Raw genomic sequence first — 23895 nt, forward strand, 5'->3', positions numbered from 1 at the left:
TGACCAAGTAAGTCTGGCCGGGCCCTCCGTAAAGATTCCTATTGCGAGCTGCCTTTATTTATTTCGAATTGGGGGTGCTGTCTCTTCTGGGGATAGTTCTCTTACTAATACTGGTACAGGGTATGGAACGCCATCCTTCTTTTCCAGCTTAATCGCATACAGGGATTGTAAGGCCTGATGATCTTCCTTACGGTAAGTCATCTTTCCTTTTGGCGTTTCAAAGCTCATGCCCTCCATGGTTTCAATAAGCTTATCAGCATCTGTGTCACCTTTTGTTTTCTTTACCGCTTCAACAATAGAAATGGCTGCGCTCATACCACCTGGTGTAAATAAATCCGGAACCTCGCCATTAAATCTCTTCTTATGTTCCGCCACTAGCCAGTCATTGATTTTATTTTTTGGAAGGTCATGATAATAAACGGTGAAACCTTCCATTCCGATTAACGGCTCCATTGTCGATAATGCCGCAATATCTGGAGCCCCAGTTGAAATCTTAATTCCTTTTTCCTGAACCTTCATATCGGCAATTTGCTTCCAGGGTGAATTGGCGCCTGCCCATACAACAAATAAATAATCAGGCTTTGCATTAATGATTTTTTGAATATTTGAAGTGAAATCTGTGGCAGAAGGATCGGCGTATTCTTCCTTTACAATCTCAGCCCCCAGCTTTTTAGCCGCTTCCTTAAAGGCAGCGACCCCATCACGGCCAAAAGCATAATCAGGAGCCAGAGTTGCAATTTTTACGCCCTTTTTAGCGATTGCCGCCGCTCCCGCCACTGCATCCTGAGAAGAGTTACGGGCTGAGTGGAAAATATACTTATTAAACTCTGAACCTGTAATACTATCAGCTGCTGCCGGCTCTACAACCATAACTTTTTGATATTCCTCCGCAAGCGGCAGGACAGCTAATGTATCAGCTGAGCTGGATGATCCGACTAAGAAATCGACTTTATCCTCTTCTAGTAGCTTCGTTGCTTTTTGCACGGCTACCTCCGGCTTTGTTTCTGTATCCTCAACTATAAATTCTATTTTCCGGCCGTCCACTTCCATTTTTCCATCAGTTGCATAATCGAGACCAAGTTCAAAGCCTCTCAACGTTTGTTTCCCATAAGCTTCTAAAGCTCCCGTTTTGGAAGCAAGGACACCGATTTTAATTGGAGCTTGCTCTTCCTTCTTGCCGCCCGAATCCTTTGATTCTGTTGACGATTTGTCTGAGCTGCATGCACTGGCAAAAATCATCATAAACATAAGTACCCCTAAAAATGCCCATTTTCCGCGCTTAGCCTTCACCTTTTTTCCCCCTTAAAATGTTTTATATTGCCGCCTGAATTAATAGTAAGAAAAGATAGTTACATATTGGTTACAAATGAAAAACAGCCTTATAATTAAGGCTGCTTGATGGGATTGATGTATTTATCTGCTTCAATAATCATTTCATACATGTGTTTGGTTGGCTCAAGCGGCGTTACACCCAACTCTTCCTCTAAAACCTCCATACATTTTCGGAACCATTTCATTGCCTGGGGACGATTGTTTTTCCGGTAGTAGCAATACATGAGCAGCCGATAGGCTTCTTCCCATGTTCGATCCCTCTCTAATATTTTTTCACACCAGTAAATAGCAGCATCGTAATGTTCACACCTGACCAATAGCTGGGCCATTTTCTCGGCCCCTCTTAAAAAATAGACGAGCATGCTTTCTCTTTTACTTATACACCAATCATCATAACGGCGATCTGGTAAATAGTCTCCTTGATAAAAGGATAAGCCCTTTTCTAAACAATTTGTGGCTTTTTCCTGGTCCGTTTCATTCAGCCCTTTTTGAATCCAGTTCAGGAAGGGAACAGTATCCAATTCGATTACCGCAAGTGGATTTAAACGATAAAATGCCCCTTCGCGGATGATAAAAAAGGGAGCAGCCCGCGCTTTCCTTAATGGTTCCAAGACATTATGAAGGCTATTCAGCGCAACCTTAAAATCACGGTCAGCACTTTTTTTATCTTGAGCAGGCCAGATAGTCGCGAGAATTTCCTCCTTTGCGATGGAGTCACTATTCGTGATAAATAACTGAAATAATTCCTTTGCTTTTTCGCGTTGCCAATCCTTTTCCCCTACTTCTTTCTCCCCAAGCCATAATTTAAATTGGCCAAGAGTTTGAATCCTAATGGAATATCCCGGATGGGAGTCCAAAGTCGAAACTCCCATATCTTGAAGAATTTTGGCCGCATAAGTGTTTTGAATGTTTTCCTTCAAACATTCTATTAATAGGGGCACAAACACTTGTAAATCTCTTGGACCAAACATTGAAACCCGATGAAAAAAGAATTCATAATCATGATCTTGAACAAGGCGTAGAAAAACATTTATTGTTTCTTGAAATAAATCATGTTTTTTCTCTAAATAAAATAAATAGGTTAACCAAAATTTGCTGAGCATTTGGCCATAAGTATCTTCACATTGAAGGAACAAGGAATCGGTTTTTTCAAAAAAGAATCTGGCCTTCGAAAATCGTTCATTATAGATACAAGTAATCCCCATACATAGAGTGATTAAAGCGGAAAGCCAAACATCCTGGACTTTATCTGTCTCCTGAAGCGCTTTTTTCCCTGCCTCCATCGCCCGTTCAAATTCACCTCTTACTCCATATAGAATACACAGGCCCATTAATGGCTCTGCTTTTCCTCTATGAACCTGAAGCTTTTCCATAATTTCCAGCGCAGTTTGATAACAGGTTTCGGCTAATTCTGAATCATATTTATTTAATATTTGAACAGCATGGCCCATCCGAATCCAGCCGCAAGCTTCTACAAACGGAGCTTTCAAACTAATTCCCTGCTGAATTCCAGCTTGTGCCAGCTCTTTTGCTTTAGTTCCTTCTCCTGTAAATGCTTCTATTAGAGAGAGTAATAAATCGGTTTCACGGTGAGCTTGCGGCAAAGAAGAAAGCTTTGCCCCCTTCAGCTCTTCCTTCTTCGAGTAAAGGAATTTCTTTGCCGCCTCAAAGCGGCCGGTCCTTAAATAAAGCCGTCCTTCTAAATTCCCGTCAAAGTCAAAGATATTTGATTCTTTTGCTTTTTGCAGCCATTTTTCCGCTTCTCGCGCCTTCCCAGAGTTCAACAGATTCTCTGATAATAACTCATACAGTTTGCCACTTTCTTCTAATGGACTAATACCTTTTTCTCGAAAGGAAATTGCTTCATATAATAACCTTTCAGCCTGCTGCGGCTGGATGGTGTCCAAATAAATTTGGGCTTTTCCCTCCAGCGCTTTACTCATCCCCAGATAATCCCCGCGCTTTTTTGCACCGGCATATGCCTTCTCATAACAGTCCTCTGCCTCTTGATAATGAGACCGATAACGGCATACTTCGGCTTTTAGAAACCACAGCAAATAATACGTTTCCATTTCGGCCTTAGGAATCAGCATTAGCTGATCTGATAAACTCTCTAATTTGCCGCTTTCAAGCATGCTAAAGCCATTTTCTTGTAAAATGGCAGCGATTGCATTAAAATGATTGATTTTTTGATAATGATAAAGGGACTTTTCCCATAATTCTCTTTTTTCATAAAAGCGTGCGCTTCTTTCATGAAGAATCGTAAAATGGACGGGATTATTTTTTTGAAAAATATCCTCTAGAAATTCTTTAAATAAAGCGTGATATCGATAATGGCTTAAGCCAACCTTTTGAATGAATAAATTTCTCTCCTTTAGCTGTTCCAGCATAGATGATGCCGCTTGAATCCCAATGACTTCATCACATAACTCTTTTTCAATTTCTTCAAAAATGGATGTCTGTTCTAGGAATTGCTGAATCATCGGGGGCTGTTTCGAAAATACTTCCATCACTAAATACTGAAAAAAATCGTGGAGTGAATCTGAGGAGTGATTAAAGAGATCTGAGATATCCTCATTTAGCGGGATTTGCTGGGCAATCATACATAGGGCAATGATCCATCCTTCGGTCATCTCATAGATGGTTTGTAAATGGCTTTCCTCCAGTTCTAATCCATACAAATCTGTTAGCAATAATTCCATTTCTTCAATAGTAAGGACCAAATCCTCGCGGGAAATTTCTAATAATTGCCCACAAATCTTCATTTTACTGAGCTGCTTCCAAGCTGGCCGGCTACGGCTCGAAATGACAATATGTAAATTTGGAGGAAGATGCTCAAGTAATTTTTCCATCCAGCTGCTGATGGTATAGGACTGTTCTATTTGATGAAAATCATCCAATATTAAGGTTATTTCTGTACCTGCCTCAAGAATTTCATTAACAAATAAAGAACAGAGTAAGCCCAATTCTTCATTACGTATATATCGTTCCATTGTTTCCATAAAGGTTATTAATTCTTTTCCAAAATGGGGAATTTCTTGTTGAATAGAGTGGATAATATGCGAAAGAAATGGAAGAATGTCATCATCCATTGACGAAATGGAATACCAGCAGCCTGAAAGCTTTTCATCCCTCATAAATAATGCGAGGGATGTACTTTTCCCAAATCCAGCTCCAGAATGAATAATCGTTAATGGATATTCGGGAATCTTTTTCATTTTCTGGGTCAGCTTGGCCCTTCTTATATAGTCATCTTTGACAACTGGAATGCGCAGTTTTGTATGAATGATTGGAAGCTTCAAAATTATATGGCCTCCCTTCTATAATTTTCTTAATTTTTACACTATTTTACCACACTATCTCCCTTAAAGGCGGGGATTTTTTATGTAATAAAACTCTTTCTCCCTGAAAAAACTAAGCTATCAAAATTTTTTAAGGAGAAGATTGTTATGTCTGAAAAATGTTTTTATTGCACAGAGGAAATTGAGGAAAAACATCTCCATCTTGTATCGTTTTTTTCGGCAAATTCGGAAAGAGATGAAGCACTTTGTGATGAATGCTATCAAGAATGGCTGCACGGGTTAAAGGGCTAGACTCCTCTTAACCGGATATCAATACCGCTATTTGCTCATCTATTTTTTTAGATGAGCAAATAGTTTATGGGAGTGTTGCGTCATTGTCTATCAAGAAGAAACTTCCACTTATTTTTTGTCTTTTAGTTTTTTTAATATTGTTAACTAATAATGCTTTCCATTTTTTTCGCTCCAAAAATCAATTACTTGATTATAACGAGCGGGAGATTTCGATGATTACAAAGGAAGTTTCCTTCCAGGTGAAAAATACAAAAAAAGGTTCTTTATATGTAGAGGACATCCTCGGAAGGGACTTGCGTATGGCCTCATTGGCCATAAAGGCGAAACTGCCATCAAGGTATCAAGATATTACCAATGACCAGCTGACGAAATTGGCTAAGGATGTAGGCGTTTCCCATATAACTTTGTTAGCTCAAACACCTGATGATATTATCGGGGTGCGTTCTTCGGACCCTGAAGAAATCGATATGTCCACAAAGGAATGGGGTTACTGGTATGATGCATTCAGACAACTCCTATCCTTAGCCCCTGTAAAGGTTGAGAAAGGAATCACCTTACCGCATTATTGGTCAGGGCCTATAGAAATTGCTGATTCCAATCCAAAGCATATTGATAAATGGGGCTATTATTATGATGGGACGACGAATTATATAATCAATCCATTTTTACGCGACAATGAAGTTTTAGAATACGAGAACCGTTTTGGGCCCCAAAGTATTATCAATGATTTCACGAAAGAGCAGGGGATATTAGAGCTAATTGTCCTTAATCCAAAACATTTTGGAAAAAAGAAAGAGGTTGTTCATTCAAATGGCCAGAGCTATACCCGCATTTCCGCAGAACCCTATTGGTACGGTGACTACAAATATCCGAATATCAAAATAGATTCGAATTATATCAAAAAAGCAATCAAAACAAATGAAGTTCAATCATACAAGGATCACATAAATGGCAAAAACATCATGAAAACGTTTGTACCTGCATTTAATGGGGATCCATTTGTTATCGAGCTCGTGTATGATTATGGGCTTATTCAAAAAGAACTCGCTCACGAACTGAAAGTACATATTCTTCTTTCCATTGCCATTATGATTATCGTTTTAATTATTAGCTTTATTTTTTCACGTTCGATTACACTGCCAATTGGCTATATTGTCGAGCAGGTCAATGAAATTGCACAAGGAAAGTTTGGTAAGCACCTGCACTTAAATCGAAAAGATGAATTAGGCCTTCTCACTGAAAATGTCAATGCCTTATCAAACCATTTGCGAAGCTATGTAGATGATTTAAAACGAAGTAAAGAGCTTATCGAATTCCAGGCCTATCATGACCCTTTAACTGGGTTGCTCAACAGAAGATATTTTCAAGAAAAAATCAAACATATTATTGATTTAAATGATACAAGCAGAACTTTATCAGTTTTGTTTATCGATATGGATCGGTTTAAACAAGTAAATGATTCATTTGGTCATAATAAAGGTGATGAATTACTGAAAATTGTCGCTGAACGAATTAAGCAATGCTTGCCTGATGAAGACAGGAACATTATTACTCGTCAAGGCGGCGATGAATTTATTATTTTATTAGTCAATTATGATTTGCAACAAACAAAAGCAGCTGCCGAAGGAGTCATTTCGAATTTAAAAAAACCATATTCTATAGATGGCAACGAGATCTACCTAGGTGCCAGCTGTGGAATTAGTTTATACCCGGAACAAACAGAAAACTTTGACACCCTCGTAATTTATGCAGACATGGCTATGTATTCCGCTAAAAAAATGGGAGGCAACCGCTTAACGGTATACTCTGAGCAATTAATGAAATCTAATATTGGGAGGCCGCGTCTTGAAGCCCGCTTAAGAAAAGCGATTGAAAATGAAAAAATGGAAGTTTATTATCAACCGAAGATAAATGCTGAATCTGATACACTTTTTGGTGCAGAGGCATTACTCAGGTGGACGGATGAAGAATTAGGATTCGTGTCTCCAGAATTATTTATCCCGATTGCTGAAGAAACAGGCCTTATCCAGCCCTTATGGGAATTAGTGATGAAAATGGCTTGCGGACAAATGAGTCAATGGAACAGGAATCGTTCCATCCCTTTATCGATTTCGGTAAACTTTTCAGCCCGCCAATTCCAGGAACCAACCAGCATGGTCAAGCAAGTGAAAGAAATATTAAATAAAACGAAATTAGATCCGCAAAATTTTGAGATTGAGATAACTGAAAGTATTCTCCTCAATAATTCTTCGGACATAGTTGAATCGCTCCATTCCCTTCAGGATGCTGGAATATCTATTTCTATCGATGATTTTGGAACCGGGTATTCTTCTTTAAATTACTTGAGGAATTTACCCATCAATACTTTGAAAATTGATAAATCCTTTATTCAGGACATCAAGGAGGATTGGGGGAATTCAGAAATATCTGAAGCAGTTATCAACCTAGCCCGCAGTCTTCATTTAAATGTCATTGCAGAGGGGGTAGAACGAGAGTATCAAAAGGAATTTTTACTATCGAAAAATTGTGTGCAAATGCAGGGGTATTTATTTAGTAAACCATTAAGAAAAGAGGAATTTGAGCAATTTCTTGATAGTAAGGAAAAAGGGCAGCGGTAATCGCTGCCCTTCTTTTTCAATAAGTTATCTTACAAACTTTTCAACTTCTTTAATAATGCTTCCGTCATTATCGACATTTAGGTGCTTTACTGTCATTTCTGTAAATTCACTTTGTAAAACTTGGGACAGCAGTTTACCTTGTCCTTTTTCAGTAAAGCATATGACGGTCGGACCAGCGCCGCTTAATGCTACCCCAAAAGCCCCATTGGATTTTGCCACTTGTTCAACCTCTTCATAAAAGGAGATTAGCGGTTTACGATATGGCTGGTGGAAGAGGTCCTGCTCCATCATTTTTCCCGCTACTTCCCATTTTTGACTTAAAAGTGCTGCGACTAATAAATTTGCAGTCGATGAGGCTTGGATTGCTTCCTGCTGTGAAAAAGCTTCCGGAAGAACATCCCGTGCGTCCTTGGTCAGTAAGGTTTCTTGCGGAATTGCCACTACTACTTCAAAGGATAAGTTTGCAAAGTTTAGGATGTCGACCTCATTTTTTTGATAGCAGCCAATGACAAGTCCTCCGTAAATGGATGCACCAACATTATCAGGATGCCCCTCCATTTCTGTGGCAATGAAGAGCTTTTCCTGTTTCGTTAAATTTAACTCCCCAATACGGTCGGCAAGCTCTATTCCGGCAACGATAGCTGATGCGCTTGAGCCTAATCCTCGTGCTAACGGAATCTCACTTTCGATTTTAACCTTACATGGTGACAAAATCTTTCCATATTTCTCAGCGGTTTTAATGGCTACTTGGCCGATAAAATGCTGTTCATCATTCGGAAGCTCCTTCAGTTCATCTGAAGTGGAATAGAATTCCCAGCGACTGCTGCCTTCAACTTCTAATGTTAAATATAAGTCGAGCGCCAAGCCAATAGAATCAAAGCCGGGCCCAAGATTGGCAGTGCTTGCCGGAACTTCGATAATAAATCGATTATTTTGAGGCATTCAGGACAACCCCTCGAATATGTTCCGTAACGGCTTTTTCATCATTTGGCAGCTGCACTGGTTTAATGAGACTGGTTTTAATGGCAGTGTCAGGATCCTTCAAGCCGTTTCCTGTCACGACCGCAACAATTTTTGTTCCTCCCGCGATTTTTCCTTTTTGGATGCTTTTATACACTCCAGCAAGAGAAGCAGCTGAAGCAGGTTCGACAAAAACACCTTCAGAAGATGCCAATTTTTTATACGCCGCTAAAATTTCTTCATCACTGACTTCATCAAAAAGTCCATCTGATTCCTGAACAGCAGAAACGGCTAAATCCCAGCTTGCTGGATTTCCAATCCTAATCGCAGTTGCAATCGTTTCTGGATTTTCAAACACGCGATTGTGTACGAGTGCAGCAGCTCCTGCCGCTTCAAAACCAAACATACGTGGCAGACCAGTGCCCTTCTTATCGGCAAATTCCTTAAATCCTTTCCAATAAGCACTAATATTACCGGCATTTCCAACTGGAATTGCTAAAATATCTGGTGCAAAGCCCAGTTGATCGCAAACCTCAAAGGCTGCTGTCTTTTGCCCTTCTAGCCTAAAAGGATTGACGGAATTAACGAGCGTTATTGGTTCTTCTTCACTAATGTTACGGACCATTTGCAGGGCTTGGTCGAAATTCCCTTCAATGGAGATAATCTCTGCTCCATACATCATGGCTTGTGCCAGCTTGCCCATGGCAATTTTCCCTTCTGGAATGACAATGATGCATTTTAAGCCTGCGCGGGCTGCATAGGCTGCAGCAGCGGCAGATGTATTGCCTGTTGATGCGCAAATAATCGTTTTGCTTCCTTCCTCCACTGCTTTAGCAACAGCCATAACCATTCCACGATCCTTAAAGGACCCTGTAGGGTTTGCCCCTTCTACTTTTACATAAAGCTCTATACCCCATTCCTTGGAAAGACGTTCTAGCTTGACTAACGGCGTATTTCCCTCATGTAAAGTTAATTTAGGAGTTTCATTGGTAATTGGTAAATATTCTTTATATGCTTCTAATAATCCTGGCCATCTCATAACGATTTTCGCACCACCCTATATGCACTTTTTACTTCTTTCACCGCTTGGATATCATATAATTCTTGTAAAATTTTATCATAATTTGTTAATGATGCATGGTGTGTCACTAGAACTATTTCTGATGTTTCATTTTTCTTAATTGGCAGCTGGAGTATTTTTTCGAAGCTGACTCCATGTTTGGCAAACACAGAGGTAATATCAGCAAACACACCAACCTCATCTTGTACATGAATGCGTAAGAAATATTTAGAATACTTTTCGCCATCATCCTTTAAGAGTTTAGCGTATTGCGGAGTCACAGCGCTTTTCCCATTTACCCCAATCCTCAGGTTTTTAATGACGCCGACTAGGTCTGAGACAACTGCTGTTGCAGTTGGCAGGCTTCCTGCTCCTGGACCATAAAACATCGTTTCACCAACTGCTTCCCCATAAACATACACAGCATTGTATTCGTTTTGTACAGAGGCAAGCGGATGATTATTAGACAAGAAGGTCGGGGCTACACTGACCTCTACTTTTTCACCCTCCCGATGGGCGTAGCCTATCAGCTTCATTGTGTAGCCTAATTGTTGTCCATAACGTAAATCTTCTTCAGTAATGTTTGAAATCCCGCTTACTTTAACATCTTCTAAATCAATATGCATCGAAAAACCAAGTGTAGCAAGGATGGTCATTTTGCGGGCAGCATCTAGACCTTCAACATCAGAGGTTGGATCCGCTTCGGCAAATCCAAGAGCTTGTGCTTCTTTTAGGACCTCTTCATATGACCTTCCTTCAGTGCTCATTTTGGTTAATATATAATTGGTAGTTCCATTAACAATTCCCATCATTTGAGTAATACGATCTGAGGCAAGCCCATCAACTAACCCTCTTAAAATTGGAATGCCGCCGGCAACACTTGCTTCGTAAAATAAATCACATCCATGTTCAGATGCCACGGTTAATAACTCTGATCCATGTAAAGCCATCAAATCTTTATTAGCCGTCACCACATGCTTTCCTTGACGGAGCGCACTAATGAGATGTTCTTTTGTATCCTGCACACCGCCCATTACCTCGATGACCACATCAATTTCATCATCTTTAAGGATATCAGCAGCATTTGAAGTTAAAAGACTTACGTCCACTTCTACGGATCTCGCTTTATGTACGTCTTGTACGAGGATTTTTTTGATGACAACCGGACAGCCCACCTGATGCATTAATTTATCTTGATGATTTTTTATGATTTGCACCACACCACAACCCACGGTGCCTAAGCCTAATAATCCAATCGATATTGCTTTCATGATTTCCCCTCCTGTTCGTGTCCTTATGTCACGTACAAATGTATTTGTATTGTAGACATTATATGACTCTCTCTATTTTTTTACAATAGATTTGTTTTCGTTATTTCGCAGTGTAATCGCTTACTACTGCGCCATTACTGAATTTCTTTTTTTAAGTAAAATTTTTCATCAAATAAAAGTGAATTTTTCTTCCCTTTTTCCCTTTACAATACTGAATAGATGGTTGTAGAATAATCCCTATATTCAATTTAAATTTTGAAATTTCTCTTAATTCTAAATATAACATGTGATGATGAAGACGGCATTAAGAAATGGCTTCAGAGAGCCGGTGGCTGCTGCGAACCGGTGCTTTTTTCTTAAATAGCCCAGCCCTTCTGAACTGGCTGCTGAACGTATTTGTAGGCTTGCCCGGGTAAAACCGTTACATTTTTTCGAGGCTGCGGCTATTTTTGCAGCAAAAGAGGGTGGCACCACGTTCCTTCACGTCCCTCATAACACGACCACTATGTCTGTGTTATGAGGGACTTTTTTATTAGAAAAGCGGAGGCGCCTTGCTCAGGGGCTGCAGCTAGAAATTAATCAAATTAAGAAAACGAAAGGATGGTTTCGATGTTTAAAGTTCTAGTTACGGATGGTATCAGCAACACAGGTTTAAAGAGTTTAATAGAGCATCCCCATTTTGTAGTAGAAAGGCAGCCGACCCTTCCAACGGCAGAATTAAAAAAGATTATTGGTGAATATGATGCTTTGATTGTGAGAAGTCAAACAAAGGTAACCGAAGAACTGCTGCAGGCATCTGACCGGCTTCGAGTCATTGCCAGAGCCGGGGTGGGTGTCGATAACATCGATGTTAATGCGGCAACACGTAAAGGAATAATCGTTATTAACGCACCTGGTGCAAATACGATGGCAGCCACTGAGCATACATTGGCGATGATGCTGTCATTAGCGCGAAAAATTCCACAGGCCCATCAAAAAACCGCAGGAGGCGAATGGGACCGCAACTCATTTAAAGGGGTGGAATTGTACAAAAAAACCCTTGGAGTTATCGGCATGGGGAAAATCGGGACAGAGGTGGCCAAGCGGGCCAAAGCCTTCGGCATGAATATTTTGGGATTTGACCCCTATTTAACGGAGGACCGAGCGAAAAAACTGGGTATCACGAAAGCAAGCCTGGATTTAATCGCTGAAGAATCTGATTTTATTACTATCCATACACCGCTGACCAATGATACAAGAGGAATTATTAATGATGACTATTTACGAAAAACGAAAAAGGGCGTCCGTTTTGTCAACTGTGCCCGCGGCGGTATTATTGATGAAAAAGCCTTAGTCCGCGCGATTGTGGCAGGTCATGTAGCCGGAGCAGCACTCGATGTATTTGAAAAAGAACCAGTAGCAGACCCAGAACTGCTGCAAAATCCAAATATCATTGTCACACCGCATCTAGGGGCATCTACTGTCGAGGCACAGGAAAAAGTTGCAGAAGAAGTCAGCGCCGAAATTATCGAGATTTTTGAAACTCAATCTATTAAAAATGCCGTTAATATGCCGCAAATGTCAGGTGAAACACAGGCAAAGCTGCAGCCATATTTATTGCTTGGAGATCAAATGGGCCAGTTAGTTATTCAGCTATTGAAAAAGCAGGCACCTACTAAAATCGAAATCAATTATTACGGCGATTTAATTGATGAAGATACGGAATTATTGACACGGACCTTGTTGAAGGGTGTACTATCCTATCATTTAAGTGATTCTGTTAATCTGATTAATGCTCTTCATCTATTAAAAGAGCAGGGTGTATCTTATAATGTGCAGAAAAATGCTACGAATAAAGGGTTTGCTAACTTCATGGAACTAACTGTTTCTAATGGATTTGAAACCGCCAAAATTGGGGCAACCGTGTTAAACGGTTATGGTGCCCGGATTTTAAAAATTAATGAATATCGGATTGACGTAAAACCAGAAAAATATCTGCTTTATATCAAGCACCGCGACGTACCAGGCATGATCGGCAAGGTTGGTTCTCTATTAGGCGATTACCAGATTAATATTGGTACGATGCAGGTTGGCAGAACGACTGTCGGCGGAGAAGCAATCATGGTATTAACCTTGGATAAAGCTTTAAAGGCGAATGTTCTAGGTGAATTAACGCAAATTGATGGACTCGAGGAAGCACAATTACTAGAATTGACTAATGTAGATTCGTTTGAACCTGGAAGGATTGAACCGGAGAAGGTTGAAAGTATTTAATGGAAAGAGGGATTGCGCTGGTAGGTGCAATCCCTCTTTTGCTGTTCTTTGGATTTTTTTGATTCGCTGATAAAGTGTCCGGATTCGCTGATAAACCCCTTAAATTCGTTTATAAGGCATTTTTCCGCAAATGACATCGAGAATCCGGTTATTTTTTTATAAAATTTCTCTCAAATCAAGTACGGAATCCAAAATATAATCCGCTTTATGCTTCTCAAACTCACTTTTAGCATCTTTTCCAGACAATCCGGTTAAAACTGCTGCAAATTGACAGCCCATTTGTCTTGCAGCCAGAAGGTCAGCTAAAGAATCACCCACAATAAGAACCGTTTCTCCATTTTCAATCGGCAATGGAAGGCTTAAACATTCTTCAACCGATAACTCCTTACGGTGGAGACCAAATACATATGTATACGGATGCGGCTTTGATAAGGCTTTCCGTTCTGTAAGCTGTTTTTCAGCCTTTAGGACATCATTTTCTGTTACTATTCTATTCCTCTCAAAATGCTGAAGCCATTTTAGATGCTGGAAAGGCTGGATGGTTTCCAGCTCAGGCCTTCCTGTGCCAATGCCGATTTCATAACCATTAGCGCTAAGGAATCCGAAGAGTTCAGCAATTTCTTCTTGAGGGGCTAATGTGGATTCATTTGCCAAGTAACCTTTTTTACCTGTTTGCACGGATGGCCTGCCTGTAGATTCGTGAACATTTTCATCACCTACATACCATTCCTGAGAAACATGCTCACAAATAGACCATAACTCATCTTTACCTTTAAAAGTTGATGTTTCCACCCCAAGCTTTTCTTTTGCGACAACATTTAAATATTCCATGAGCTCCTGCTTCGTCACATTGGACTGTTCAAAATCCCCAACAAACAAATTGAAATCTAGTTCAGCATTATAATTACTTAGCACCCTGCCGATCTCTAATAGTGTTTCTCGATTGATTGGCGCCTGACACCATTGGCTGATTTTTTCGTATTCTGTGTCCTTAATTTGCGACAATAAGTGGATTAATTGATAGCTGAATGCTAAGTAAATCATATCCCAGTTAGAGTTTAATCCGCGTGATTTCATAAACTTAAGGACGTTGTCGTGATCAAACACGTGCTCTCTTATTTCCTTAACCTCGAGTTCACTATAATCCGTTTTTAATTTTTCAGGTGACAAGGCTAAGTAATTGGAGCTTATTAACAACTCCCAAACGGTTAGAGCCGATGCATCAAAGTAATGCTCCTCACTCAAAAGTACTCCATCTACGTCAAATAAAATTGTTTTAATCATCTTCCCCACCCTCATTTCCAAGTATGCTTTTATACGCTATCGTAACACAGCGATTGAAATAATATAAAGTAATTTATCCAATTATACAGATATTAATTAAAGGATTGACTTTCCAAATAAGTTTATGTAAATTAAATTGTGTACAATCAAATAGACCAGGAGGCATTGAACTTTTGAACTCTGATGATTTTTTAAAACTTGATAATCAGTTATGTTTTTCGATATACGCTTGTTCTAGGGAAATAACCCGGTTATACCGGCCAATATTAGATAAGCTCGAACTCACCTACCCGCAATTTTTGAGTTTAACGGTTTTATGGGAGCATGAGCGATTAACAGTCAAGGATATTGGCGAACACCTTTATTTAGACAGCGGCACCTTGACGCCGATGCTAAAACGAATGGAAGCGATGGGCCTGTTAAGCCGCGTTCGGGCAAGTGATGATGAGCGCAAAGTATTTGTAGAGCTGACCGAAAAAGGCATTCAACTTAGAGAAAAAGCACTGGAACTGCCTGAAGAGTGTATTCCTCATTTTGGCCTAGGGAAAGAGGAATATAAAGACTTACTTTTTAAAATGAATCAATTAATCGAAAATCTGCAAAAAGTAACTAGATGATTGAACCTTAGTAGTATTAGATAAACATAAATAAACAAGCCGTGCAGGTGGTTACCTCACTACACGGCTTGTTTTCTATTGGTTGTATTGACTATAAATCATATTTAGAAGTCTAAACCGATCGAAATATATTTTACTTCTAAAAACTCTTCAATACCGAAATGTCCGCCCTCGCGGCCCAGACCGCTTTCTTTATAGCCGCCGAATGGAACTTGAACAGCGGAAGGCAGCGCATCATTAAGTCCGATGATCCCATACTCCAGCTGCTCCGTTATTCTAAAGGAACGGCTTAAATTTTCGGTATATACATAGGCAGCTAATCCGTAACAGGAATTGTTGGCCCGTTCAATGACTTCCTCTTCTGTTTTGAAAGTAGAGATTGGTGCCAGCGGACCAAAAATCTCATCCTTCATACATTCCATCTCGTCATTAATATCGGTTAATATTGTCGGAGCATAAAAATAGCCGGTATCTTTCGCAGGTTTCAGTCCGCTATAGATGACTTTTCCACCCTTTTTAAGCGCATCGTTTACCAAACTTTCTACTTTCTTATAAGCAGCTTTATCAATTAATGGGCCGATATCCGTTCCCTCTTCAAGTCCATTGCCGACCTTAAGCTTTTCTAGTTCGGCCTGAAAAAGCTTAATAAATTTATCAGCTACTCCCTCTTGGACATAAACCCGGTTCGTACAAATACAGGTCTGACCGGCATTGCGGAATTTCGATTGAACAAGGCCGACTGCCGCTTTTTCCAGATTCGCATCCTCCATAATGATAAACGGGGCATTTCCGCCAAGTTCGAGAGACACTTTTTTAACATTCTCGGCTGCGCCCCGCATTAACATTTTTCCTACTTCAGTTGATCCCGTAAAAGTTATCTTCGTTACACGCGGGTCCTTTAACCACTCATCCCCGATTTCCGAGGATCTGCCGGTAATGACATTAATGACTCCATTAGGGATGCCAGCCTCATGAGCAAGCTCTGCTATTTTGAGGGCAGTAAGCGGGGTTTGAGTGGCCGGCTTTACTACGACTGTACAACCAGCTGCAAGCGCCGGACCTACCTTTCTTGTTATCATTGCAGCCGGGAAATTCCAGGGTGTAATCGCAGCTACGACACCCACAGGCTCTTTTCTGACAAGAATCCGTTTATTCGGATGGGATGCGGGAATGGTTTCCCCATAAATCCGTTTTCCCTCTTCTGCATACCAGGAGATAAACCCGTTGGCATACTGGACCTCTCCAAGAGCTTCCTTCAAGGGCTTTCCTTGTTCAATCGTCATGATTCTAGCAATCTCATCTTTATGTTTTTCAATTAAATAGAACCACTTCATTAACAGCTGATAGCGTTCATCTGCTGTTTTTTTCGCCCAAAGCTTGAAGGCCTTATGAGCTGCATCAACGGCCTGTTTGGCTTCATAGGCACCACCGATAGGAACAGCCCCGACTACTTCCTTTGTAGCCGGGTTAATGATTTCGGTAAAAAACTCATAATCACTGCCAATCCAATCTCCATTTAAATACATTGGATAGATTTGATATTTTTGCTTAAGCGTGTCCATTTCATTTCCCCCCAACTGATAAGGCAGGATCATTCAGATAAACTGCTTCCATCGCTTCCTCAAGTATTTGTAAGCCTTCTTCAAGCTGGTCATCTGTAATCGTTAATGGCATAAGAATACGGATGACGTTTCCATACAGTCCGGCGCTAAGCAATATCAAACCACGCTCTCCAGCTGCTTTGACTATTTTCCCAACGGCCTCTTTATCAGGAGTTTTAGACTGTCGATCTTTTACAATTTCCATCGCGCACATCGCTCCTAAGCCGCGGACATCTCCAATACATTCGAAACGGCTGCCAAGAAGGTCCATCTTTTCAATCACACGGGCTCCGAGCTTATCTGCCCGATTATTGAGGTTTTCACTATCAATAATATCCAAAACTGTTAGCGCAGCCCGGCAGCCAAGCGGACTGCCGGAGTAAGTCCCGCCGATTTCCCCTGCCTCAGCAGCATCCATAATTTCAGCACGGCCAATTACGCCGCTGATTGGAACACCAGCCCCCATTGATTTGGAGATGGTAATTAAATCCGGAACAACTTCAAAATGATCGATTGCAAAATATTTTCCAGTCCGGGCAAATCCCGTTTGAATTTCATCGGCTATAAATAAAATGCCATATTGAGTACAAATCTCTCTAACTTTTTTTACAAAAGCGGCATCAGGCACAATGAAGCCGCCCTCGCCTTGAACAGGCTCCATTACGACTGCCGCAATTGTTTCCGGCGCGACTTCAGCGAGAAGGAATTGTTCAAATTGCTCTATAATCATCTCCGTATATTGCTGTTCATTCATTCCATCAGGGCGTCGATATACGTATGGATATGGCGCCTTATAGACCTCTGGGGCAAAGGGGCCAAAACCGAACTTGTAAGGCTTCACCTTGCTTGTCATCGTCATTGTCATTAAGGTTCTGCCATGGAAGCCCCTTGTAAAAGAAACAATCCCCTGACGCTTCGTATATCTTCGTGCAATCTTCACTGCATTTTCAACAGCTTCCGCACCGCTGTTAAAGAAGGCAGCCTGCTTGTCAAAATCGCCGGGTGCAAGCTCGCAAAGTCTTTCGGCTAGATTGATATATGATTCATACATCATGACATTAAAGCCGGTATGGACATATTGGCTAGCCTGTTCCTGAAGCGCTCGCACCACTCTTGGGTGAGAATGTCCTACGTTTAACGTTCCAATAGCACCAGCAAAATCAATATAGCGATTACCGTCCACATCTTCGACTACGGCTCCTTGTGCTTTTTTAACAAAGGAATGGCAGTTATTACTGATTCCTTTTGGGACAAACTTATTTCTTCGCTCCAATATTTCCTTCGATTTCGGTCCTGGTATCTCTGTTTGGAGCTTGACGTATTTCTTTTCCAATTTCGTGCTCCCCCCTTTTACCTATGCATACCTTTAAAAATCACCGTTACGCTTTGACATGTGCTAAAACCTCTTTGAAGGTGTTGACAACCTTATCAACCTCTTCATAGCTAATTGTCAAAGCCGGTTCAATACGGATGGTCTTTGAATTGATAAGGGTTCCCGCCACTAGAATGCCGTGGTCAAACATTCCCTTTGAAACCTCATAACCGATTTCATCTTTATGGAATTCAATCCCGATCATTAAGCCTTGGCCGCGGATTTCCTGAACCTTGTCTTCATGTCCTTCTGCAGCTTCTTTCAGCTTATTAAGGAAATATTCACCGACTACCCCTGCTCTTTCTGGCAGGTTTTCTTCTATTAAAATACCGATTGTTGCAATCGCCGCCGCACATGCTAATGGATTGCCTCCAAAGGTTGTTGTGTGCATGAACGGATTTGGGAACCAGCTTTTAAACACTTCTTCTTTTGCAACAATCGCTCCTGCTGGCATGACTCCGCCGCCAAAGGCTTTGGCCAAACAGATAATATCCGGAACAACATCGTACAATTCAGCAGCAAACATTTTCCCGGTACGGCCCATGCCTGTTTGCACTTCGTCAAAAATTAACAGAGATCCGTATTGATCACAAAGCTCACGAACTTGTTTTAAGTAGTTTTCCGGCGGAAGAATAATTCCTCCCTCGCCTTGAATTGGTTCTAAAATCACCGCAGCGACGTCTTCTCCGACAGAAGCGCACACTTCAAACGTTTTTCTCATCATGTCGATATCCCCGAATGGCACATGACGGAAGCCTGGAATTAATGGCAGGAATGGCTTACGGAACATTCCTTTCGCTGTTCCGGACAACGAACCTAGGCTTTTTCCATGGAATGCACGAGTGGTGGAAATAAAGGTGGTCCGCTCGCTGTACATTTTTGCAAGTTTTAATGCAGCCTCCACACTTTCGGTACCGCTGTTGGTAAAAAAGGCATATTTCAAATCACCTGGGGTGATATCTGCTAAAATTTTTGCCAGCATGGCGCGAAGCGGGTCAAGCAGGTCCTGACTATGAAGGGCCTGGCGCTTTAGCTGATCGGTTACAGCTTTAACCACCTTTGGATTGCGGTGGCCAACATTGTAAATCCCGAAGCCGCCGAGACAATCAACGTATTCCTTCCCATTTACATCCTTAAAGCAGGCGCCATTATCGGACCATTCAACAGCGGCGAATTGACCGCCTTCCGTAACAGTTTTGCGGTATTCCAGGAAACCAGGGTTCACGTGCTCACGGAAGCCATCGACTGTTTCTTTTGTGATCCATGCCGCCTCTTCCTTGTTGATTTGTTCTTTTTCTATTAAACTCAAAACCTTGTTAATATAATCAGTCACATTTTGTTTTTGCTCAGTCTTTGTCTCTCGTGTTAAATCGATACTCATGTTATCGCTCCTCATTATTAAAATAGTATATACAAAACGGGCGCTTCCGCTTTTAAGATGAAAACCAGCCTACAGGCTCAACCTGCAAATTGATATTAATTTGTTTAATCTCTTGGAATTCCTCAAGGCCAAATGTTCCTAGACTGCGGCCGATTCCGCTTTGTTTATAGCCGCCCCATGGCGCTTCATTATAAGTAGGATGATAGGAATTGATCCAGGTAATCCCGGCGCGAAGCTTTTTAATAACCCTAAGCGCCTTGGCGCCATCCGTGCTAAATACGGCACCGGCAAGCCCATAAACCGTACTATTCGCGAGCTTAACCGCTTCGTTTTCATCCTTAAACTTTTGGATAACCACTACAGGTCCGAAAATTTCCTCCTGAACGATTCGCATATCTTGCTTGACATCTATAAAAACGGTAGGTTCAACGAAATATCCATTTCCTAAGCCGTCACGAACGATTCGGCTGCCGCCGCAAGCGACCTTTGCACCTTCCTGTTTTCCAAGCTCGATGTAATGAAGGACCTTCTCCAAATGCTCCTGGCTGACAAGCGGGCCCATCTCTGTGGAAGGATCGTTTCCTGGTCCCACTTGAATTTTCTTAGCCCTATCAACAAACCGTTCGACAAATTGCTCGTAAATACTCTCTTCAACCAGAATTCTGGATCCGGCCGAGCACACTTGACCGGCACCGGCATAAATTCCGAATAATGCATAATCGACAGCGGTTTCAAAATCAGCATCAGCAAAAATGATATTTGGGGATTTTCCACCTAACTCAAGCGATACCTTTTTCATCGTGTCGGCAGCTGTTTTCATAATATGTTTGCCTGTTTTCGTACCGCCGGTAAATGAAATCATATCCACTTCCTGATGGGATGCAATTTCATTTCCTGCCACTGGACCAGCGCCCATCACCATATTAGCTACACCCTTTGGAAGACCTACCTCTTCAAAAATCTCGAATAACTTTTTAGGAGTCACAGGAGTTACTTCTGAAGGTTTGAAAACAATGGTATTGCCGGCAGCTAGAGCAGGGGCAATTTTCCAAACGCTCATTAAAAGCGGATAATTCCATGGAACAATCAGACCGCACACACCCACTGGTTCACGGACAACCATTGCCTGCATTGGATCGGCTACATGATACGTATAACCATCTGGTTTTGTAATCAGGCCGGCATAATAACGGAAACAGGCAGCGGCATCGCCTATATCAAATCCTGCCTCTCTTAAGGGCTTGCCGTTATCCATGGTTTCCAATTGCGTAAGCTCATCTGCATACTCATCAATTTTGTCAGCTATTTTAAATAAATAGGAGGCTCGTTCCTGTGCGGATAGACCTGACCAGACACCTTCCTCAAATGCTCGGCGGGCAGCGTAAATGGCCGCGCGCGCATCAGCAACTGTTCCTTCTGGGGCATATGATATTACCTCGCCATTGGCAGGATTAATAACTGGGCGTGTTTCTTGATTTTCAGCATCTTTCCATTCACCATCAATGAACATTTTTAGGTTAATCACTCGATTTTTTACCTCGACCATTATCAATTCCTCCTTTTAATTCCCTCACTAACTATTAATGCAAGAAACGTGCCAAAACATAAAACCAAATAAAATTGTGCTTTTAGAAAAATTAAATTTGCGAAGCTATTCATTTTTGCATAACTTTAGTATTTTTTGCATAAACAAAAAACTGCTTCCAGAATAGATATCTGGAAGCAGTTTTCGCTTAAATGGTAGATAAGTTTTCGATATTCATATTTTTCTCACTTAAGATTTTCTGATATTTCCTGCTGACGGAGGATTGACTGATTCCCAATGCTTTAGCTGCTTTTGTAGTTGTCTTGTACTGGTTCATTGCCAGGACAATCAGTTGTTCCTCGACATGATCGATGGCTTCCTGTAACGGAATAACCCTCGTAATGACTGGCTTCATTTTTTTGTGCTCATAACCTAGTGATAAGAACTGGCTGACGAATTCGGCATCAATGGCCAAATGGTCTGCTGTTACCACTAACCGTTCAATAATGTTTTGCAGCTCCCTGACATTGCCCGGCCATGGATAGAATTCCATGACATTCACGGCATCGGGGGTTAAATGATAATTTCGTTCGTATTTTTCATTCAGCTTCTGCAGAAAATGGAAAGCCAGTAAAGAAATATCTTCCGTCCGCTCCCTTAATGGCGGTATATGGAGAGGAATAACATTCAAGCGATAAAATAAATCTTCTCTGAAAGTCCCGTCCTCAACCATTTTTTCTAATTTTTTGTTGGTAGCGGCGATGATTTGCACATTGACCTTGATTGGCGTAGTGCTTCCGACTGGAATAACCTCCTGCTCCTGAAGCACCCTGAGCAGCTTCACCTGAAGATGCATCGGCATCTCACCAATTTCATCGAGAAACAAAATACCTTCATTCGCCTGTTTAAAATAACCTTCTTTTCCATTCTTATCGGCACCTGTAAAAGCACCCTTTGCATAGCCAAACAATTCGCTTTCCAATAAGTTTTCCGGAATGGCCCCGCAATTTAATTTGAGGAATGGTTTTGAAGATCGTTTTCCTAACTGGTGTACCGCTTGGGCAATCACTTCTTTTCCGACCCCAGATTCTCCATGAAGGAGAACAGTTGAGGAGAAGTCGGCGATTTTCTTCACTTGGTTCATAATCTTTTCCATCTTTGGGCTGCAGTAAATCAGCTTTTTTAAGAAGCGGTCTTTAGATTTAAAATCATCTAATTCCTTCTTATATTGTTCTGATATCTTGCGCATTTCCAAAAGTTCGCTTTTTAAGCGGGTAGTCTCGGTAATATCCCTTGAAGCCACAATAATCCGGTCCAGATCCCCCTTTTCATTAAAAACAGGATTTCCGACGGCTAGAATTTTTCGGCCTGATTTTGTTTCCTGAACAACGGATACCTTTTTTCTTTTTTCTAAAACAAGTCTTGTGACTGAAGGGGTAAACAGCCCTTGATCCTCAAAATCAAGAATATTTTTTCCAATTAATTCTTTGAGATCGACCTTCCAAAAATCCTGAATAATATTATCGCTAAATCTGATTAGTTCTCCTTTGGCATTAACCACGAGGATTTCATCATATATGCTTGAAAGAATGGCATTTAAGTCTTTATTCAAGTCCTTAATATATTCAATTTCCATTGCCATTTCTTCGACCATTGGTAAATCTTGGACAACGATAATGATTCCTTCGACCACATCATCATAGTTCATAATCGGGCTGTAATCGACGAGGACACCCATTTCGTTCGTAATCTCCAGGTGATTGAGGAGGGTTTTTCCGGTTGAAAACACATTGTCAATATGCTCTTTGCTGAATATCGTTTCTGCCGGAAAATTTAAGACCTTTTCGGCGGTTGATTTAATCATTTTTAATCCGGCTTCATTACAATTGATGATGCGTTTTTCCTTATCCAGAACAAATATCCCCATCGGAATGGAAGTTAAAATAATTTTAAGCAAATCAACGCTTTTATTCTCTTGTTTAAATAGCTCGGCCAGAACATCTTCTCTTCTTATGTAGCCTGAAGGTTTTCCATCCTCGCCTTTTATGATGGCAAACGGCTCCCCGATAATTTGAAACAAAACAGGCAGAGAAATATTCTCGCTTAAATGGCATATACTTTCGATGGACTTCGCTTGGTCGAGCAAAATATCTATCGAAAAATGATTCTCTTTCAGCTTTTCAAGCAATTGATTGTTTAACGATACATAGGCAAATAATTGATTTTGTTTTTCTAAGAATATAAAGGGTTCTTTTAAATTGTTTAAGGTTGATTTTAATTCTTCTTGATGTTCCACTGTGACTGAAATAATTGGCTTGATTTTTTCCATTGCGACGGAAAACATATTTTTCATCCCCTTCTATCCTATCAACCTTATACTACCACTTTAATCAGAATTTTTTAAATAAAAAATCATTAAAAAAGAAGATGCATTGTCCATCTTCTTTTTTAATCGTTTAATCACTACCAGTTATAAATAAATCTTCTTTTATATAGGCAAGGACCATTCCAGGAATAACGTTATCTCCTTCCTGTACCTCGAGTGACTCTACCTCACCACTAACACCGGTTTGGATCATCTCCACATGTCCGTCATCTGCTTTTATCATGAATAATGGTTCCCATTCGTATATTCTTTCTTCGCTTTTGATTTGAACTTTCTCAACCCTCCCGAAGCAAGGGCTTATAACTACTCCTAAATACATAGGGCTTCTCCTCCAATCCCGGCTTAATATTGTTCCTGATAGGGCGCCGTTTGTAATACAAGACCAAAGAACTCTTGGAATTCTGGAATGTCCTCATGCTCGATACCAAGTTTGTCGGCCCAAAGTTCATCTGCATAGGTGTCCTCTTGGCAGAGCAAGACCATGTTAGCTGTTTGTAATGAGGTTACCATTGCTTTTCCAAAAAAGTGCTCTGAATAGCCGACTGTCAAATCATAACGATGATTATTGGAAATTAAGCAAAAGTAATGTAAAAGCTGGCGTTCTTTTTGTTCAGATAATATTTCTAATTTCATGGTTTATTC

17 protein-coding genes and 1 other annotated feature are annotated in these 23895 nt (G+C 40.8%); of the genes, 4 read left to right on the top strand and 13 right to left on the bottom strand.

The features are described 5' to 3' along the window. Nucleotides 1-54 precede the first annotated feature (54 nt). Nucleotides 55-1248: a substrate-binding domain-containing protein gene (locus ACIFOT_RS13455; RefSeq protein WP_430065463.1), complete on the bottom strand. Its 1194-nt coding sequence runs from the start codon at nucleotides 1246-1248 to the stop codon at nucleotides 55-57. Nucleotides 1249-1385: 137 nt separating this feature from the next. Next, nucleotides 1386-4634: a BTAD domain-containing putative transcriptional regulator gene (locus ACIFOT_RS13460; protein WP_430065240.1), complete on the bottom strand. Its 3249-nt coding sequence runs from the start codon at nucleotides 4632-4634 to the stop codon at nucleotides 1386-1388. 147 nt (nucleotides 4635-4781) lie between these two features. Between ACIFOT_RS13460 and ACIFOT_RS13465 the strand changes: the two genes are divergently transcribed. Next, nucleotides 4782-4925 carry a hypothetical protein gene (locus ACIFOT_RS13465; protein WP_430065242.1) on the top strand — a complete coding sequence of 48 codons (144 nt, stop codon included), beginning with the start codon at nucleotides 4782-4784 and terminating at the stop codon, nucleotides 4923-4925. A 212-nt stretch (nucleotides 4926-5137) separates the two neighbouring features. After that, nucleotides 5138-7543, top strand: a complete 2406-nt coding sequence (locus ACIFOT_RS13470) for a bifunctional diguanylate cyclase/phosphodiesterase (RefSeq protein WP_430065244.1) — start codon at nucleotides 5138-5140, stop codon at nucleotides 7541-7543. A gap of 24 nt (nucleotides 7544-7567) precedes the next feature. Here the strand turns inward: ACIFOT_RS13470 and thrB are convergent, their stop codons facing one another. The 3 genes from thrB to ACIFOT_RS13485 are packed head-to-tail and all read right to left on the bottom strand — an operon-like array spanning nucleotide 7568 to nucleotide 10834. Beyond that, a complete protein-coding gene (thrB, locus tag ACIFOT_RS13475; protein WP_430065246.1) occupies nucleotides 7568-8485 on the bottom strand; it encodes a homoserine kinase in 918 nt (305 codons plus the stop codon). After that, on the bottom strand, nucleotides 8472-9542 hold the full coding sequence (gene thrC, locus ACIFOT_RS13480; protein WP_430065248.1) for a threonine synthase: 1071 nt from the start codon (nucleotides 9540-9542) through the stop codon (nucleotides 8472-8474). The genes thrB and thrC overlap by 14 nt, the downstream gene beginning before the upstream one ends. Beyond that, complete coding sequence (locus tag ACIFOT_RS13485) at nucleotides 9539-10834, bottom strand: homoserine dehydrogenase (RefSeq protein WP_430065249.1); 1296 nt, start codon at nucleotides 10832-10834, stop codon at nucleotides 9539-9541. The genes thrC and ACIFOT_RS13485 overlap by 4 nt, the downstream gene beginning before the upstream one ends. Nucleotides 10835-11114: 280 nt before the next feature. Beyond that, nucleotides 11115-11327: a binding site (T-box leader), on the top strand. 116 nt (nucleotides 11328-11443) lie between these two features. Here ACIFOT_RS13485 and serA point away from each other — a divergent pair. Further along, nucleotides 11444-13087: a phosphoglycerate dehydrogenase gene (gene serA / locus ACIFOT_RS13490; RefSeq protein ID WP_430065251.1), complete on the top strand. Its 1644-nt coding sequence runs from the start codon at nucleotides 11444-11446 to the stop codon at nucleotides 13085-13087. Between the two features lie 156 nt (nucleotides 13088-13243). Here serA and ACIFOT_RS13495 read toward each other — a convergent pair whose 3' ends face one another. Then, nucleotides 13244-14371 (bottom strand): HAD family hydrolase, encoded by a 1128-nt coding sequence (locus ACIFOT_RS13495; RefSeq protein WP_430065253.1) that lies wholly within the window; start codon nucleotides 14369-14371, stop codon nucleotides 13244-13246. A 173-nt stretch (nucleotides 14372-14544) separates the two neighbouring features. On the opposite strand from ACIFOT_RS13495, the gene ACIFOT_RS13500 reads away from it, so the two are divergent. Beyond that, nucleotides 14545-14988 carry a MarR family winged helix-turn-helix transcriptional regulator gene (locus tag ACIFOT_RS13500; protein ID WP_430065255.1) on the top strand — a complete coding sequence of 148 codons (444 nt, stop codon included), beginning with the start codon at nucleotides 14545-14547 and terminating at the stop codon, nucleotides 14986-14988. 104 nt (nucleotides 14989-15092) lie between these two features. On the opposite strand, the gene ACIFOT_RS13505 is transcribed toward ACIFOT_RS13500, so the two are convergent. The 7 genes from ACIFOT_RS13505 to ACIFOT_RS13535 form a co-directional block, all read right to left on the bottom strand. Next, a complete protein-coding gene (locus tag ACIFOT_RS13505) occupies nucleotides 15093-16514 on the bottom strand; it encodes an NAD-dependent succinate-semialdehyde dehydrogenase (protein WP_430065465.1) in 1422 nt (473 codons plus the stop codon). A gap of 37 nt (nucleotides 16515-16551) precedes the next feature. Next, on the bottom strand, nucleotides 16552-17922 hold the full coding sequence (gabT, locus tag ACIFOT_RS13510) for a 4-aminobutyrate--2-oxoglutarate transaminase (protein ID WP_430065257.1): 1371 nt from the start codon (nucleotides 17920-17922) through the stop codon (nucleotides 16552-16554). Between the two features lie 46 nt (nucleotides 17923-17968). Continuing rightward, nucleotides 17969-19342 carry a putrescine aminotransferase gene (locus ACIFOT_RS13515; RefSeq protein WP_430065259.1) on the bottom strand — a complete coding sequence of 458 codons (1374 nt, stop codon included), beginning with the start codon at nucleotides 19340-19342 and terminating at the stop codon, nucleotides 17969-17971. Nucleotides 19343-19394: 52 nt separating this feature from the next. Further along, the gene (locus ACIFOT_RS13520) at nucleotides 19395-20867 is read right to left on the bottom strand and encodes an aldehyde dehydrogenase family protein (protein ID WP_430065467.1); all 1473 of its coding nucleotides are present in this window, start codon (nucleotides 20865-20867) and stop codon (nucleotides 19395-19397) included. A 208-nt stretch (nucleotides 20868-21075) separates the two neighbouring features. Then, on the bottom strand, nucleotides 21076-23211 hold the full coding sequence (locus ACIFOT_RS13525; protein WP_430065261.1) for a sigma 54-interacting transcriptional regulator: 2136 nt from the start codon (nucleotides 23209-23211) through the stop codon (nucleotides 21076-21078). 112 nt (nucleotides 23212-23323) lie between these two features. Then, on the bottom strand, nucleotides 23324-23572 hold the full coding sequence (locus ACIFOT_RS13530; RefSeq protein ID WP_430065263.1) for a hypothetical protein: 249 nt from the start codon (nucleotides 23570-23572) through the stop codon (nucleotides 23324-23326). A gap of 23 nt (nucleotides 23573-23595) precedes the next feature. Then, on the bottom strand, nucleotides 23596-23886 hold the full coding sequence (locus ACIFOT_RS13535) for an SAV0927 family protein (RefSeq protein WP_430065265.1): 291 nt from the start codon (nucleotides 23884-23886) through the stop codon (nucleotides 23596-23598). Between the last annotated feature and the right edge of the window lie 9 nt (nucleotides 23887-23895).

It is taken from the genome of Neobacillus sp. NRS-1170 (assembly GCF_050468025.1).

What these genes read in the sequence shown, in the direction of transcription:
- ACIFOT_RS13505 (WP_430065465.1), bottom strand. Translation starts at nt 16,514, where the DNA reads ATGTATTTAAATGGAGATTGGATTGGCAGTGATTATGAGTTTTTTACC.
- ACIFOT_RS13455 (WP_430065463.1), bottom strand. Translation starts at nt 1,248, where the DNA reads ATGTTTATGATGATTTTTGCCAGTGCATGCAGCTCAGACAAATCGTCA.
- ACIFOT_RS13525 (WP_430065261.1), bottom strand. Translation starts at nt 23,211, where the DNA reads ATGTTTTCCGTCGCAATGGAAAAAATCAAGCCAATTATTTCAGTCACA.
- ACIFOT_RS13535 (WP_430065265.1), bottom strand. Translation starts at nt 23,886, where the DNA reads ATGAAATTAGAAATATTATCTGAACAAAAAGAACGCCAGCTTTTACAT.
- ACIFOT_RS13485 (WP_430065249.1), bottom strand. Translation starts at nt 10,834, where the DNA reads ATGAAAGCAATATCGATTGGATTATTAGGCTTAGGCACCGTGGGTTGT.
- ACIFOT_RS13470 (WP_430065244.1), top strand. Translation starts at nt 5,138, where the DNA reads ATGATTACAAAGGAAGTTTCCTTCCAGGTGAAAAATACAAAAAAAGGT.
- thrC (WP_430065248.1), bottom strand. Translation starts at nt 9,542, where the DNA reads ATGAGATGGCCAGGATTATTAGAAGCATATAAAGAATATTTACCAATT.
- ACIFOT_RS13495 (WP_430065253.1), bottom strand. Translation starts at nt 14,371, where the DNA reads ATGATTAAAACAATTTTATTTGACGTAGATGGAGTACTTTTGAGTGAG.
- ACIFOT_RS13530 (WP_430065263.1), bottom strand. Translation starts at nt 23,572, where the DNA reads ATGTATTTAGGAGTAGTTATAAGCCCTTGCTTCGGGAGGGTTGAGAAA.
- serA (WP_430065251.1), top strand. Translation starts at nt 11,444, where the DNA reads ATGTTTAAAGTTCTAGTTACGGATGGTATCAGCAACACAGGTTTAAAG.
- ACIFOT_RS13465 (WP_430065242.1), top strand. Translation starts at nt 4,782, where the DNA reads ATGTCTGAAAAATGTTTTTATTGCACAGAGGAAATTGAGGAAAAACAT.
- thrB (WP_430065246.1), bottom strand. Translation starts at nt 8,485, where the DNA reads ATGCCTCAAAATAATCGATTTATTATCGAAGTTCCGGCAAGCACTGCC.
- ACIFOT_RS13515 (WP_430065259.1), bottom strand. Translation starts at nt 19,342, where the DNA reads ATGAGTATCGATTTAACACGAGAGACAAAGACTGAGCAAAAACAAAAT.